The sequence below is a fragment of the Streptomyces malaysiensis subsp. samsunensis genome (genome assembly GCF_024519315.1).
GTDB lineage: Bacteria > Actinomycetota > Actinomycetes > Streptomycetales > Streptomycetaceae > Streptomyces > Streptomyces malaysiensis.
The window spans coordinates 1-15,262 of the sequence record NZ_JANIIC010000031.1; the positions used below are offsets into that span (position 1 = coordinate 1).

Annotated in this window: 8 protein-coding genes; 7 read left to right on the forward strand and 1 reads right to left on the reverse strand. The window is 73.0% G+C overall.

Annotation, left to right across the window (positions count from 1 at the left end; genetic code table 11):
* Positions 1-5 precede the first annotated feature (5 nt).
* The 7 genes from NQU54_RS25005 to glgB all read left to right on the forward strand — a co-directional run bounded on the left by NQU54_RS25005 (position 6) and on the right by glgB (position 12,037).
* Positions 6-800 (forward strand): pectate lyase, encoded by a 795-nt coding sequence (locus NQU54_RS25005; RefSeq protein WP_257633151.1) that lies wholly within the window; start codon positions 6-8, stop codon positions 798-800.
* 94 nt (positions 801-894) lie between these two features.
* Positions 895-1,758 carry a helix-turn-helix domain-containing protein gene (locus NQU54_RS25010; RefSeq protein WP_257633082.1) on the forward strand — a complete coding sequence of 288 codons (864 nt, stop codon included), beginning with the start codon at positions 895-897 and terminating at the stop codon, positions 1,756-1,758.
* Positions 1,759-1,826: 68 nt separating this feature from the next.
* Entirely contained in the window at positions 1,827-3,062 is a 1,236-nt protein-coding gene (locus tag NQU54_RS25015) for a S8 family peptidase (RefSeq protein ID WP_257633083.1), read from the forward strand.
* A gap of 279 nt (positions 3,063-3,341) precedes the next feature.
* A complete protein-coding gene (locus NQU54_RS25020) occupies positions 3,342-5,336 on the forward strand; it encodes an alpha-1,4-glucan--maltose-1-phosphate maltosyltransferase (protein WP_257633084.1) in 1,995 nt (664 codons plus the stop codon).
* Positions 5,333-7,069 carry a maltose alpha-D-glucosyltransferase gene (gene treS, locus NQU54_RS25025; protein ID WP_257633085.1) on the forward strand — a complete coding sequence of 579 codons (1,737 nt, stop codon included), beginning with the start codon at positions 5,333-5,335 and terminating at the stop codon, positions 7,067-7,069. Before NQU54_RS25020 ends, treS begins: the two co-directional genes overlap by 4 nt.
* 468 nt (positions 7,070-7,537) lie before the next feature.
* Positions 7,538-9,085, forward strand: a complete 1,548-nt coding sequence (locus tag NQU54_RS25030) for a maltokinase N-terminal cap-like domain-containing protein (RefSeq protein WP_257633086.1) — start codon at positions 7,538-7,540, stop codon at positions 9,083-9,085.
* A 759-nt stretch (positions 9,086-9,844) separates the two neighbouring features.
* Positions 9,845-12,037, forward strand: coding sequence for a 1,4-alpha-glucan branching enzyme (gene glgB / locus NQU54_RS25035; RefSeq protein WP_257633152.1), 2,193 nt, complete (start codon positions 9,845-9,847; stop codon positions 12,035-12,037).
* A 57-nt stretch (positions 12,038-12,094) separates the two neighbouring features.
* On the opposite strand, the gene NQU54_RS25040 is transcribed toward glgB, so the two are convergent.
* Complete coding sequence (locus NQU54_RS25040) at positions 12,095-15,157, reverse strand: AfsR/SARP family transcriptional regulator (RefSeq protein ID WP_257633087.1); 3,063 nt, start codon at positions 15,155-15,157, stop codon at positions 12,095-12,097.
* Positions 15,158-15,262: the final 105 nt, after the last annotated feature.

Sequence of the window (15,262 nt, forward strand, 5' to 3'; positions counted from 1 at the left end):
TCAGCATGGCTGGACAACGCACCAGGCACCGGGCGGCAGTCGGCGCCCTCGGCGCCATCGCCCTCACCGCGGGCGCGATCACCACCGGTCTGACGCTGCCCACGGCATCCGCCGCCACCTGGCCCACCCCCAGCGGCAGCCCGCAGGCGGTCACCAAGACCATCAGCGTCAGCGGGACCACGGACGGTGGTATGAAGCGCTACTACGGCTCGGGCGACCTCGGCTCCGGCGGCCAGGACGAGGGCCAGGACCCGCTGTTCGAGCTCGCGGACGGCGCCACCCTGAAGAACGTCATCCTCGGCTCCCCGGCCGCCGACGGCGTGCACTGCAAGGGCGGCTGCACGCTCCAGAACGTCTGGTGGGAGGACGTCGGCGAGGACGCCGCCACCTTCCGGGGCACCGGCAAGACGTACAACGTGATCGGCGGCGGCGCCCGCAAGGCATCGGACAAGGTGTTCCAGTTCAACGGCGGCGGCACGCTCAACATCTCGGGCTTCGCGGTCCAGGACTTCGGCAAGCTGGTCCGCTCCTGCGGCAACTGCTCGTCGCAGTACAAGCGCACCATCAATGTGAGCGACACCGAGGTCACCGCCCCGGGCAAGACCATCGGCGGGATCAACACCAACTACGGCGATTCGCTGACCCTGCGCGGCATCACGATCATCGGGGACAGCAGCAAGAAGATCGTCCCGTGCCAGAAGTACATCGGGAACAACACGGGCAAGGAGCCCACCGAGAACGGCAGCGGCCCGGACGGCACCTACTGCAAGTACAGCTCGTCGGACATCACCTACAAGTGACGATCACCTACAAGTGACGTCCGGATGACCGCGCGCCGTGCCTGACCCTCACAGGGACAGGCACGGCGCGTGCCCGTGCCGGACACTGGTGGGTATGGACACACCAGCCGAGCTGGGGAGTTTTCTGCGCACCCGCCGCGCCGGGCTGCGCCCCGAGGACGTCGGCCTGGTCGCGTATGGGACCCGGCGCCGGGTCCCGGGGCTGCGCCGCGAGGAGCTGGCGCAGCTGGCCGGGGTGAGCGTGGCGTACTACACCCGGCTGGAGCAGGGCCAGTCCACCGGCGCCTCGGACGGGGTGCTGGACGCCGTCGCCCGCGCGCTGCGGCTGACCCCGGACGAGCGGGCGCATCTGGGCAATCTGGCCCGTCCGCCGCGCACCGGCCGACGTCCCGCGCCACGGCCCCCGTCGGCGCGCCCGGCGACCCGGCGGCTGATCGCCGCGATGGACGGCGTACCGGCCGTGGTCCTGGACCTCCGCTTCGACGTCCTGGCGTGGAATCCGCTGGGGCACGCCCTGATCGCCGGGCATCTGCCCGCCGACGCGCCCGAGCACCCCGGGGACCGGCCCAACCCCCAGCGGATGCTGTTCCTCGATCCGCACACCCGGGAGCTGTATCCGGACCGGAAGGGCGAGGCGCGGCGCGCGGTCTCCTCGCTGCGGGTGGTGGCGGGGGCGCACCCGGACGACCGGCGGCTCGCCGAGCTGGTCGGCGAACTGACCATGAAGAGCGGGGAGTCCGCGGCGCTGTGGGCGCGCCACCCGGTGCGCCGGTGCGCCTTCGGCACCAAGTCCTTCCACCACCCCCTGGTGGGGTCGCTGGAGCTGGACTTCGAGATGACCCGGCTGCCGGACTCGGGGGGCCAGTGCCTGCTGATGTACGGGGCGGAGCCGGGGTCGCCGTCGGAGGCGGCGCTGCGGCTGCTGTCGAGGGAGACCGGCGCGTTCCACGCCCCCTGATGCGCCCTTGTCGGGATCTTTCGTCCCACGCCAGGCTTGCGCCGTCGAGTTGGGGAGGGGATCGTTCCATGGCATGCGCATCCTCGGGCCGCCGTCGGAGGGTGGCGGCTCCGGCCGCCGTCGTCGCGGTGGTCCTGGTGGTCTTGTCGCCCGCTCAGACCGTTCCCGCACAGGGGGTCCAGGCCACGGGCGGGGCGGGGACCCACGGCTATATCGTCGCCCTGAAGCGGGGCGCGGGAGTGCCCGCGGCGGCGTCCGGGACGGGCCGGGCGCTGGTCGAGCGGTACGGCGCGCGGGTGGGCCGGGTCTACCGCAGCGCGCTCAACGGCTACGCGGTACGGGCGAGCGCGGCGCAGGCCCGGCGTCTCGCGGCCGATCCGCGTATCGCCTCGGTGACCCGGGACGGGCGGGTGTCCCTGCGGTGGACCCGGGCACATCCGCCGTCCACCCCGCCGCACGGGCGGGCGCGGCCGCCGTGGGGCCTGGACCGGATCGACCAGCAGGACCGGCGGCTGGACAGGGCGTACACCGCGCCCAGCGGCGGCGGACGCGGGACCACGATCTACGTCATCGACTCCGGGGTCCGCGTCTCGCACGAGGACTTCGGCGGCCGGGCCCGCTCCGGCTGGGACTTCGTGGACGACGATCCGGTGGCCGAGGACGGCAACGGCCATGGCACCCATGTGGCCGCCACGGCGGCGGGCAGCCGCTACGGGGTGGCGAAGAAGGCGGCGATCGTGGCGGTCCGGGTGCTGGACGACCGGGGCGAGGGCACCATCGCGCAGGTGCTGGCCGGTATGGACTGGGTGCTGCGACACGCCAGGCGGCCCGCGGTGGTCAATCTGAGCCTGGGCTCGGCGTCCGCCACTCCGCTGCCGGAGTGGGACGCGGCGGTGCGGACGGGGATCGCCGCCGGTCTGGTCTTCGCCGTGGCGGCGGGCAATCAGGACCGGCCGGCCGGGTCCTTCTCCCCGGGCCGGGTGGCCGGGGCGCTCACGGTGGGCTCGACCGACCGCGCCGACCGGCGCTCGGGGTTCTCCAACTGGGGCCCGGGAATTGACCTGTTCGCACCGGGCGACCGGATCGTCTCGGCGTCGGACGCGAGCGATACGGCGACCAGGACGCTGTCCGGCACCTCGATGGCGGCCCCGCATGTCGCGGGCGCCGCCGCGCTGTACCTGGCCGGCCATCGCCTCGCCACTCCGGCCGAGGTCGGGGCGGCGCTGACGGCCGGGGCCAGCAGGGGCCGGGTGCGCGGCGCGGGCGCGGGCTCACCCAACCGTCTGCTGCTGATAGCCAACTGACGTAGCGCCGGCACGCGTCATGTGGACGGCCCCGCCTACGGGCGGGGCCGATTCATGCACCCGGCGTTACGAACCGGTCGTTCACGGAAACCCGGATTGTCTCCCCATTCCGCAGGGGAAGGCTTTCCACGCGCGCCCCCCATGGCCGACCCCATCCGCCCACCAGAGTGAACGCGGACAGGAGCTGTCATGCCCGCAACCCATCGCCCGGCGGCAAAACCGATACAAAGGACAAAAGCCGCCCCAGCACCTCCATCCGCAACGCCGTCAGGTGATCCTATGATCGGTCGCATTCCCATTCTGGATATCCGCCCGCTGATCGACTGCGGCCGCCGCCCCGCCAAAGCGGTGGTGGACGAGACCTTCGAGGTCAGCGCCACCGTGTTCCGGGAGGGCCATGACGCGGTCAGCGCCAATGTGGTCCTCCGCGATCCGTCCGGCCGCTCGGGCCCCTGGACCCCGATGCGTCAACTCGCCCCCGGCACCGACCGCTGGGGCGCCGAGATCACCCCCGGCGCGCCCGGCCGCTGGACGTATACGGTCGAGGCGTGGAGCGATCCGATCGCCACCTGGCGCCAACACGCCCGGATCAAGGTCCCGGCCGGGATGGACACCGATCTGGTCCTGGAGGAGGGCGCCCTGCTGCATGAGCGGGCCGCCGCCGGAGTGCCCAAGAACGACGGCCGGGAGGCGGTGCTGGCCGCCGTCGACGGGCTGCGCGACGAGCGCCGCCCGGTGGCCGACCGGCTCGCCGCGGCGCTCGCGCCCGATGTGACCGACGCCCTCGACCGCCACCCCCTGCGGGAGTTGGTCACCTCCTCGCGCCCCATGCCGCTCCAGGTGGACCGGGAGCGTGCGCTGTTCGGCTCCTGGTACGAGCTCTTCCCACGCTCGGAAGGCGCCAGGGTGACCGAGGGGCGGCGGCCGCTCAGCGGCACCCTGCGCACCGCCGCCGAGCGGCTGCCCGCGATCGCCGCCGCGGGCTTCGACGTGGTCTATCTGCCGCCGATCCACCCCATCGGCACCGCCTTCCGCAAGGGCCCCAACAACACCCTCTCCGCAGGCCCCTTCGACGTGGGCTCGCCCTGGGCCATCGGCTCGGCCGACGGCGGCCACGACGCGATCCACCCCGACCTCGGCACCCTGGAGGACTTCGACCACTTCGTGGCGCGCGCCCGTGAGCTGCGCATGGAGGTCGCGCTGGACTTCGCGCTCCAGTGCTCTCCGGACCACCCCTGGGTCGCCCAGCACCCCGAGTGGTTCCACCAGCGCGCCGACGGCACCATCGCGTACGCCGAGAACCCGCCCAAGAAGTACCAGGACATCTATCCGCTCGCCTTCGACCGGGACTTCCACGGTCTGGTCCGGGAGACCGAGCGGGTGCTGCGCTTCTGGATGGCGCACGGGGTGCGGATCTTCCGTGTGGACAATCCGCACACCAAACCGGTGGTCTTCTGGGAGAAGGTGCTCGGCGACATCCACCGCACCGCCCCCGATGTGCTCTTCCTCTCCGAGGCGTTCACCCGCCCGGCGATGCTGAACACCCTCGGCGCGGTCGGCTTCCACCAGTCGTACACCTACTTCACCTGGCGGAACACCAAGCAGGAGCTCACCGACTACCTCACCGAGCTGTCCGGGGACGCGGCCGCCTGGATGCGGCCCAACTTCTTCGTCAACACCCCCGACATCCTGCACGCCTACCTCCAGGAGGGCGGCCGGCCCGCCTTCGCGGTGCGCGCCGTGCTCGCCGCCACCCTCTCCCCCGCCTGGGGCGTCTACGCGGGCTACGAGCTGTGCGAGAACACCCCGGTGCGCCCCGGCAGCGAGGAGTACCTGGACTCGGAGAAGTACCAGCTGCGGCCGCGCGACTGGGCGGCCGCCGAGCGCGACGGCAGATCGATCACCCCGCTGCTCACCCGGCTGAACCGGGTGCGCCGCCGCCATCCCGCCCTGCGCCGGCTGCGCAACCTCAGATTCCACCACGCCGACAACGATTCCGTCATCGTCTACTCCAAGCGTGCGGGCGACTCGTGTGTGGTCACGGTCGTCAACCTCGACCCTCACCACACCCAGGAGGCGACGGTCTCGTTGAACATGCCGGAACTCGGCCTCGAGTGGCATGAGTCCGTCCCGGTGCGCGACGAGCTCACCGGCGAGACCTATCACTGGGGCAGGGACAACTACGTGCGCCTGGAGCCGGGGCGGGATATGGCTCCGGCACATGTGCTGTCCCTGCGACCGTCCTCACCGATCGGAGGGTCACCCACAACATGATCGTCAACGAGCCCGTACCGGACACCTTCGAGGACACGCCCGCGGGCGACCGCGATCCCGACTGGTTCAAGCGCGCGGTCTTCTACGAGGTCCTGGTCCGCTCCTTCCAGGACAGCAACGGCGACGGCGTCGGCGACCTCAAGGGTCTGACGGCCAAGCTGGACTATTTGCAATGGCTGGGCGTGGACTGCCTCTGGCTGCCCCCGTTCTTCGCCTCACCGCTGCGCGACGGCGGCTACGACGTCTCGGACTACACCGCCGTACTGCCGGAGTTCGGGGACCTCGCGGACTTCGTGGAGTTCGTCGACGCCGCTCATCAGCGCGGGATGCGCGTGATCATTGACTTTGTCATGAACCACACGAGTGATCAGCACCCGTGGTTCCAGGAGTCCCGCGGCGACCCGGACGGACCGTACGGCGACTACTACGTCTGGGCCGACGACGACAAGCAGTACCAGGACGCGCGGATCATCTTCGTCGACACCGAGGCGTCCAACTGGACCTTTGATCCGGTACGCAAGCAGTACTACTGGCACCGCTTCTTCTCGCACCAGCCGGACCTCAACTTCGAGAACCCGGCCGTCCAGGAGGAGGTACTGGCCGCCCTGCGCTTCTGGCTGGACCTGGGCATCGACGGATTCCGGCTCGACGCCGTCCCATATCTGTATGCCGAGGAGGGCACCAACTGCGAGAACCTCCCGCGCACCCATCAGCTGCTCAAGCGTGTGCGGGCCGAGATCGACGCCCACTACCCGGACACCGTGCTGCTGGCCGAGGCCAATCAATGGCCGGAAGACGTCGTCGACTACTTCGGCGACTACGAGGCGGGCGGCGACGAATGCCATATGGCCTTCCACTTCCCGGTGATGCCGCGCATCTTCATGGCGGTGCGGCGCGAGTCCCGCTATCCGGTCTCGGAGATCCTCGCCAAGACCCCCGCCATCCCCTCCGGCTGCCAGTGGGGCGTCTTCCTCCGCAACCACGACGAGCTGACGCTCGAGATGGTCACCGACGAAGAGCGCGACTACATGTACGCGGAGTACGCCAAGGATCCCAGGATGCGGGCCAACATCGGCATCCGCAGACGGCTGGCACCCCTGCTGGACAACGACCGCAATCAGATCGAGCTGTTCACCGCGCTGCTGCTGTCGCTGCCCGGTTCGCCGATCCTCTACTACGGCGACGAGATCGGCATGGGCGACAACATCTGGCTCGGCGACCGCGACGCCGTGCGCACCCCCATGCAGTGGACCCCCGACCGCAACGCGGGCTTCTCCTCCTGCGATCCGGGGCGGCTGTTCCTGCCGACCATCATGGACCCGGTCTACGGCTACCAGGTCACCAATGTCGAGGCGGCCATGAGCAGCCCGTCCTCGCTGCTGCACTGGACCCGCCGGATGATCGAGATCCGTAAGCAGAACCCCGCCTTCGGGCTCGGCTCCTTCACCGAGCTGCCGTCCTCCAACCCGGCCGTCCTCGCCTTCCTCCGCGAGGCCCCCTCCACCCGGGACGGCGAGGACGACCTGGTGCTGTGCGTGAACAACTTCTCGCGCTTCGCCCAGCCCACCGAGCTCGATCTCCAGTCCTTCGCCGGGCGCCATCCGGTCGAGCTGATCGGCGGGGTCCGCTTCCCGGCCATCGGCGAGCTGCCGTATCTGCTGACCCTGGCCGGGCACGGCTTCTACTGGTTCCGGCTGCGGCGCAGCGAAGCGGTGGGGCACTGGGTCGACTGAGCGATGCTTTCCCCTCCCCGCCCCTTCCCGCTACCAGGGGCTTCGCTCCTGGACCCCGGGCTCTGGGCCGGGAGCCCCGCCTTCCAGCCCCTCCGGCGATTGAGGAGCGGGGTCTGGGGCGGAGCCCCAGCCACGCGGCGGAGCCGCATATCGATGCTGTGGAAGGGGCGGGGAGGGGAACAGCCCGCCGCAGGCGCCAAGACCGCCGTGTGGTTTCGGCCGGCGCACGGCCCCCGCTCCGGGCAGACCCTCCGTACGCGTCCATCTCGGGCGCGTACGGGCGTTTTCGACCCCCCGTCATGGGCACCCTGATACTCACATCCGCCTCCGGCGGACCGGATCGCGTACACCGAGCTCGCCGTACGGACGATCCTCACCCGACACGTCCCGCACCGTCGCACAGTCAATGCCGCAATCCGGGACACTTTGCCCTGATCTGTCGTGTGCCCGGGGAAAGGACGCGACGCCATGCCGGAAGCTCCGCTCTCCCGGGGGGCACACCACCCGCCGACCGCCGTACCGCGGGACCAGCCCCCGACATCGGCCGCCCGCACGGCCGCGGCCGCCACCGCGGGCCCGTCCGGGCTGCTCACCTCGCTCGCGCCACTGCTCGCCGAGTGGCTGCCCCGGCAGCGCTGGTTCGCGGGCAAGGGCCGTCCCGTCACCGGCTTCGCGCTGGTCTCCGCGACCGAGCTGCTGCCGTGGCGGTCGGGCGGCACCACGCCCGGTCTGCTCCATCTGCTGATCCGCGCCCAGCAGCCGGAGCCGCCCGGCCACCGGCACGGCTCCGGCTGCGGCCACCGGCGCGGGACGGCGGCCAGCGACTGCTACCAGATCCTGCTCGGGGCGCGCCCCGCCCTTCCGCCGCCGCTCGCCCCCGCGCTCATCGGCAGGCCCAGCGGCGGGCCGCTGGACGGACAGACGGTGTACGAGGCGCTGCTCGACCCCCGGCTCACCACCCTGCTGCTGGAGCGGCTGCGGATGCCCGGACGGCTCGGCCCGCTGCGCTTCGTACGGGAGCCGTCCAGCGCGATCCCCTCCGCGCTCACGCCCCGGGTGATGACCGCCGAGCAGTCCAACTCCTCGGTGGTCTACGGCGATACGTACATTCTCAAGCTCTTCCGACGGGTCAGCCCCGGCACCAACCCCGACCTGGAACTGCCCCTCGCGCTCGCCCACACCGGCTGCGCCCGGGTGCCCGCGCCCGCCGCGTGGTTCGAGGCCGAACCCCCGGCCGAGGGCGCCGGGCCACGGCCCGAACCCTTCACCCTCGGGGTGCTCCAGCCCTTCCTGGCCGGTTCCCGGGACGGCTGGCAGCTCGCGCTGGACGCCCTCGCCGCCCGGGGCGACTTCACCGACGCCGCCCGCGCGCTGGGGCACGCGACCGCCGAGGTGCATCTGGCGATGGCCCGTGCGCTGCCCACCTCCGTACTGCGCCGCCCGCAGATCGAACATCTCGCCGCGGCCATGAGCGAGCGGCTCGACTCGGCCGCCGCCGCGGTGCCCGCCCTCCAGCCGTACCGCGCGGCGCTGCACGGCGCGTACGAGGACCTGGCCGCGCTGGGGCACGCGGGCCGCACCTGGCCCGCCCAGCGCATCCACGGCGATCTGCACCTGGGGCAGGCGCTGCTGACCGGGGACGACGGCGAGGCCGGGAGCGGAGGCGGGCGGTGGTCGCTGATCGACTTCGAGGGCGAGCCGTCCCGCCCGCTGGCCGAGCGCCGCCGACCGCAGCCGCCGGTGCGCGACATCGCGGGCATGCTGCGGTCCTTCGACTACGCGGCGGCCGTGGGACGCCATGAACGCCCGCAGGAGTGGGCCGGCCGCACCCGCGCCGCGTACTGCGCGGGCTATGCGGAGGCGTCCGGCGCCGATCCGCGCGACGAACCGGAGCTGCTGCGTGCGCATGAGACCGACAAGGCCGTGTACGAGGTGCTCTACGAGGCGCGGCACCGCCCCGACTGGCTTTCGGTCCCGATGACCGCCATCCGCCGCCTGGCCGCGCCCCGCGCCTGACCCAGGGGCCGCGGACGGCTCCGGACCGTGCCCCGGAGCCGGTCCGGACTCGGACCGGGCTCCCCGGGGACCCGGGTCCCCGGACCGCGGCCCCACCGCCCCGCCCGTTCCCCGCTCCCCCGCTTACCCGATTCCCCGCTTCTGACAGTCCCGTCCGACCCCCGACACCCCCGGGAGGACCACCCCGTGACCGCACGACCGCCGTCCGGCCAGCACCCGTCCGACAAGGGACCGGGCCATCCGCCCGCCGCCCCCGGCGCCCCGACCGGCCCGGCGGCCCCGGCGGTCCCGGCAGTCCCCTCCACGTTTCTCCCCGGCCGCCCCCGCCCATGGCCCGAGCCCCGCGCAGCACACCCGGGCCCCGGGACCCCGGCACGCCACAAGCCGGAGCCGGGCGAGGGCGCGGAGCGCCCGACGGCGGCCACACGTCCGCGCCCGGCCGCCGCGGCCGGTCCCCGGGAAGCGCCCACGGCAGCGGGGCACCAGGGCCCCGAGAACGCCCCGGCACCGGCCGTCCGCCAAGACCCCGCGTCCGCCGAGTCGGCGGGCATCAAGCCCGCGCCGGACCGGCGAGCCCCCGCCCGAGTGTCGTATGGCTCGGCGCCCGTGCCGCGTGCCCCACGCGTGGACGAGGAGCCGCACGAGGAGCGGCAGGAGGAGTCCGGTGGCGCGGCCGGGCCTTCGCGGGTCGCCGGGCGGCCCGTGGCCGGTGGCGGCGAGCCCGCGGAGCCCCGGGACGAGGCGTACGACGAGCGGGGGGTGCGGGCGGCGCCCGCGCTGGGGGACGACGAGCGGCGGCGGCTGCTGGCCGGGGCGCACCACGACCCGCACGCCCTGCTCGGCGCCCACCCGGTGCGCGGCGGGGTGCTGTTCCGGGCCCTGCGCCCGTACGCCCGGTCGGTGACCGTCGCCGCCGCGGGGCTGCGCGCGCGGCTGCGGGCCGAGGGGGACGGGCTGTTCTCCGGGGTGCTGCCCCTGCGGGAGATCCCGGACTACCGGCTGCTGGTGACGTACGAGGACGCGGAGCTGGAGCTGCACGACCCGTTCCGCTTCCTGCCCGCGCTCGGCGAACTCGATCTGCACCTGATCGGCGAGGGCCGTCATGAGGAGCTGTGGCGGGCGCTCGGCGCGCATCCGATGACCCATCAGGGCGTGTCCGGCACCCGCTTCACCGTCTGGGCGCCCAATGCCCTCGGGGTGCGGCTGACCGGCGACTTCAGCTACTGGGACGGCACCGCGCTGCCGATGCGCTCGCTGGGCGGCAGCGGTGTGTGGGAGCTGTTCCTGCCGGGCGTCGGGGAGGGCGCGCTCTACAAGTTCGAGATCGCCCGGCCCGACGGCGGCCACTCCCTGCGCGCCGACCCGATGGCGCGGCGCACCGAGTGCCCGCCCGCAACCGCCTCCGTCGTCCATGGCTCGCACCACCGCTGGGGCGACGACGCGTGGATGGCGCGCCGGGAGGGCGGGCGCGTCCATGAGCTGCCGTTCTCCGTCTACGAGGTGCATCTGCCGTCCTGGCGGCCGGGGCTGACCTACCGCCGGCTGGCGGAGCAGCTCCCGGCGTACGTCAAGGACCTCGGCTTCACCCATGTCGAGCTGATGCCGGTGGCCGAGCATCCCTTCGGCGGCTCCTGGGGCTACCAGGTCACCGGTTTCTACGCGCCCACGGCCCGGCTGGGCAGCCCGGACGACTTCAAGCACCTGGTGGACGCGTTGCACCGGGCGGGGATCGGGGTCCTGGTGGACTGGGTGCCCGCGCACTTCCCCAAGGACGCCTGGGCGCTGGCGGAGTTCGACGGCCGTCCGCTGTACGAGCCCGCGGATCCGCTGCGGGCCGCGCACCCCGACTGGGGCACGCTGGAGTTCGACTACGGGCGCAACGAGGTGCGCAACTTCCTGGTGGCGAACGCCGTCTACTGGTGCGAGGAGTTCCATATCGACGGTCTGCGGGTGGACGCCGTCGCCTCCATGCTCTATCTCGACTACTCCCGCGAGCCCGGCCAGTGGACGCCCAACGCCCACGGCGGCCGGGAGAACCTGGACGCGGTCGCCTTCCTCCAGGAGATGAACGCGACCGTCTACCGCCGCTGCCCGGGTGTGGTCACCGTCGCCGAGGAGTCGACCGCGTGGGACGGGGTCACCCGCGCCACCCACCATGTGGGCCCCAGCGGCTTCGGCGGCCTGGGCTTCGGGCTGAAGTGGAACATGGGGTGGATGCACGACTCGCTGGCCTATCTCGCGCATGAGCCGGTGCACCGCGCCCACCACCACCATGAGATGACCTTCTCGATGGTGTACGCGTACAGCGAGAACTATGTGCTGCCGATCTCGCACGACGAGGTGGTGCACGGCAAGCGGGCCCTGGTGTCGAAGATGCCCGGCGACTGGTGGCAGCAGCGCGCCGACCACCGCGCGTACCTCGGCTTCATGTGGGCCCACCCGGGCAAGCAACTGCTCTTCATGGGGCAGGAGTTCGCCCAGGGCGCGGAGTGGTCGGAGGCACACGGCCCGGACTGGTGGCTGCTGGACCCGTCGTACTCCGCCGAGCCCGACCACCGGGGCGTCCGCGATCTGGTCCGCGACCTCAATCAGGTGTACGCGGCCACGCCCGCGCTGTGGCAGCGGGACACCGACCCCGAGGGCTTCTCCTGGATCGAGGGCGACGCCCGCGAGGACAATGTCTTCGCCTTCCTCCGCTTCGACGCCGAGGGCTCACCACTGCTCGCCATCAGCAACTTCTCACCGGTGGTCCGGCATGAGTACCGCATCGGGGCGCCGGAGTCGGTGCCGGTGTGGCGCGAGGTGCTCAACACCGACGACCGGCGCTACGGGGGCGGCGGTGTGGTCAACGCCGAACCGCTGAAGGCCGAGCCCACGGGGTGGCACGGGCGGCCGGTCTCCATCCTGCCGGTGCTGCCACCGCTGGCCACGATCTGGCTGCGGCCCGCCTGAGCCGCCCGGCCCGGTCGTCCGCCTGCTCCACATGCCCCACCCGGTCCGTACGTCCCCTCATCCGTCGGGCCCGCCCAGCCGGGCGAGCCCGTCGCGGACCCGGTGGGCGTCGGGGTGGCCGAGGGCGTCGAACCGGGTCAGGGCCCGCTGCCAGCTGTGGCGGGCCCCGGTCCGGTCCCCGGCGGCCAGCTGTGCGCTGCCGAGCCGGTGGAGGGACTCCGCCTCCCGGACCCGCTCGCCCCGGCCGCGCCGCAGCTCCACGGCGTGCCGGTAGCAGCTGATGGCCTGCTGGTGGTCGCCGATGTGCTGATGGGCGTAGCCGAGGCTGTCCCAGGCCGCGGACTCCCCGCGCCGGTCCCCGGCCTCGCGCAGCAGGGTCAGCGCCTTCTCGCAGTGGACGAGGGTCTGCTGGTAGTCGCCCAGCATGGCGTAGGCCCAGCCGACGTTGTTCAGGGCGTACGCCTCGCCGCTGCGGTGGCCCACCGCCCGGTACAGCTTCAGGGAGCGCAGCGCGTGGTGCAGCCCCTCGTCATGGCGGCCCTCCCGCTCGCTGGCGAGGTTGAGCGCGACATGGGCCAGGGCCTGGCCGACGGCGCTGCCGGTCTCGCGGTGCAGGTTCATGGCGCGCACCAGATGGCCGCGGGCCCGGTCGTAGCGCCCCATCCGCAGATCGGCGAGGCCCAGGCCGTGGCAGGAGTGGGCCTGGCCGGTGAGGTCGCGGATGCGGTGGGCCGAGCCCAGGGCGATCCGGTGCACGGTGCGCTGGTCATGCCAGTGGCCGCGCTGGTCCAGGAACTCCATGAGCGACCAGGCCAGTTGCCAGGCGTGGGTCTCGAATCCGGCCTCCGCGGCCTGCTGGAGCGAGGCCATCAGCGCCGGATAGGTCAGGATGAACCACAGCAGCGCCTGTCCGTGCCCCCTGAACTCGCCCACGTCGACACCGGGCCGGACCGGCTCGACCTCGATCGGCTCCCGGTGCGGGGTGAAGGCCGTCCCGGCGGCCACGGCGGTGTGCAGATAGTGGTCGAGCACCCGGTGCAGTGCGGTGCGGCGCTCCTCCCGGGTGTCGTACGCGTGGGTGAGCTCCATGGCGTAGGCGCGCAGCAGGTCGTGCAAGCCGTACTGGCCGGGGGCGCGCTCGGTGATCAGATGCGCCCGGGTCAGCTGGATCAGCAGCCGGCGGGCCTGTGGCACCGGGATCCCCACCAGGCTGGCGGCCGCGGGGGCCGCGATGTCGGGGCCCGCGTGGACGCCCAGCAGCCGGAACAGCCGGGCGGCGTCGCCGCCCAGGGTGTGGTACGACCACGAGAAGACGGCCCGGACATCGGTGGTGGCGTCCCCGCCCTCGAACGCGTCGAGGCTGCCGCGGGCGTCGCGCAGCTCCGCGGCGAGCGCCTCCAGGCCGAAGCGGGGGTGGGTGGCGGCGCGGGCGGCCACGATGGCGAGCGCGAGCGGCAGCCCGGCGCACACCGTGATCACCTCCTCCACCGCCTCGGGCTCGGCGGCCACCCGCTCGGCGCCGACCCGGCTGATCAGCAGTTCGCGCGCCTCGTCGCGGTCGAGCAGATCCAGCGGCAGCGGCTGGGCCTGTTCGGCGACGACCAGGCCGGTGAGCTCGTTACGGCTGGTCAGCACCACCAGACAGCCGGGGGAGCCGGGCAGCAGGGGCCGCACCTGCTCGGCGTCGCGGGCGTTGTCGAGCAGGATCAGCATCCGGCGGTCGGCCACCAGGCTCCGGTACAGGGCGGTCTGCGCCTCGACGGTCGCGGGGATCCGGTGGGCGGGCACCTGGAAGGCGTCCAGGAAGCTCCGGACCGCCTCGGGGACGGTCAGGGCCGCGTCGGTGGGGCCGAAGCCGCGCAGATTCACATAGAGCTGCCCGTCGGGGAACCGGTCGCGGACGCGGTGGGCCCAGTGCACCGCGAGGGTCGTCTTGCCGAGGCCGCCGCTGCCCGCGATCACGGTGATCACCGCGGCCGTGGGCGCGCGTCCCCCGCTCCCGCCGTCGCCCGAGCCCGTGCGCAGCAGGGCGTCCAGCCCGGCGAGCTCACGCTCGCGGCCGGTGAAGTGGGCGACGTCGGAGGGGAGTTGCTGCGGTACGGCGGTGACGACGGAGATCGGCTCGGGGGTGGGTCCCGCGACCGGTTCGACGGCCGGTCCGTCGACGAGCCCTGCGGCGGGCCCGGGGGCCTCGTCGGGGGCCGCGGCGGGTGGTGTGGCGTCGGGTGTCGGCGGCGCGGCGGGGGCGTTCCCGTACGCGCCGGACGGGCCGGACCTGCCCGACGGGTCCCCGGCCCGGCCGTCGCGACCGTCCAGGACGTCGAGGCCCTCCCGACCGTCCCGGCTGTCCTCGAGCGCCTGCCGGTGGAGCCGCTGGAGCTCGTCACCGGGTTCGATGCCCAGCTCCTCCACGTACCTGCGGCGGGTGGAGCGGAACAGCGCGAGGGCGTCGGCCCGCCGGCCGCAGCGCCGCAGCGCCTCCATCAGCAGCGCCACCGAGCGCTCCCGCAAAGGGTGTTCGGCCACCAGGACGGACAGCTCCGCGGCCGCCTCGTGATGCCGCCCGGAGCGCAGATCGATCGCGGCGCACTCCTCGACCGCCGTACGCCGCTCCTCCTCCAGACCGGTGCCCAGGGTCTCGGGAAGCCAGCCGCCCGCGACATCCGCCAGCGCGGGCCCGCGCCATAACTGAAGCGCGGAGCGCAGCAGTTCCCCGGCGTGGTCCTCGGCGGCCGCCGGGTCCTCGGCGGCCCCGGCGGCCGCGACGTTCTTGGGGGCCTCGCGCGCGGCCCGCACCAGATCGCGGAACCGGTGGAGATCGACCTGCTCACGCGCGACGGTGAGGGAGTAGCCCTTCGCCGATGTCGTCAACTCGGCCCCGGGCAGGGCGGAAAGGATCCGCCGCAGCTTGGAAATCTGTACCTGTACGGCGTTTCGCGCCGACCCCGGCGGGTCTTCGCCCCATACTGCCAACACCAGCCTGTCGACGGACACCAAACGGCCGGAGGCCATCAGCAACATCGCCAGGACAGACCGCTGTTGTGCGGCGGTCGGCCCCAGCGGACGTTCGCCCTGCCATACTCCGACCGGTCCCAACAGGCGAAACTCGGTCCCATCCACGCACTGCCCCCGTTGGTACCAGAGATTTCACTGTGACCACTTGGAAGCCTACCCACGGGTTCGGGTCAGCGAGGCATCAGCGGGATATCAGCGACCCGTAGGACC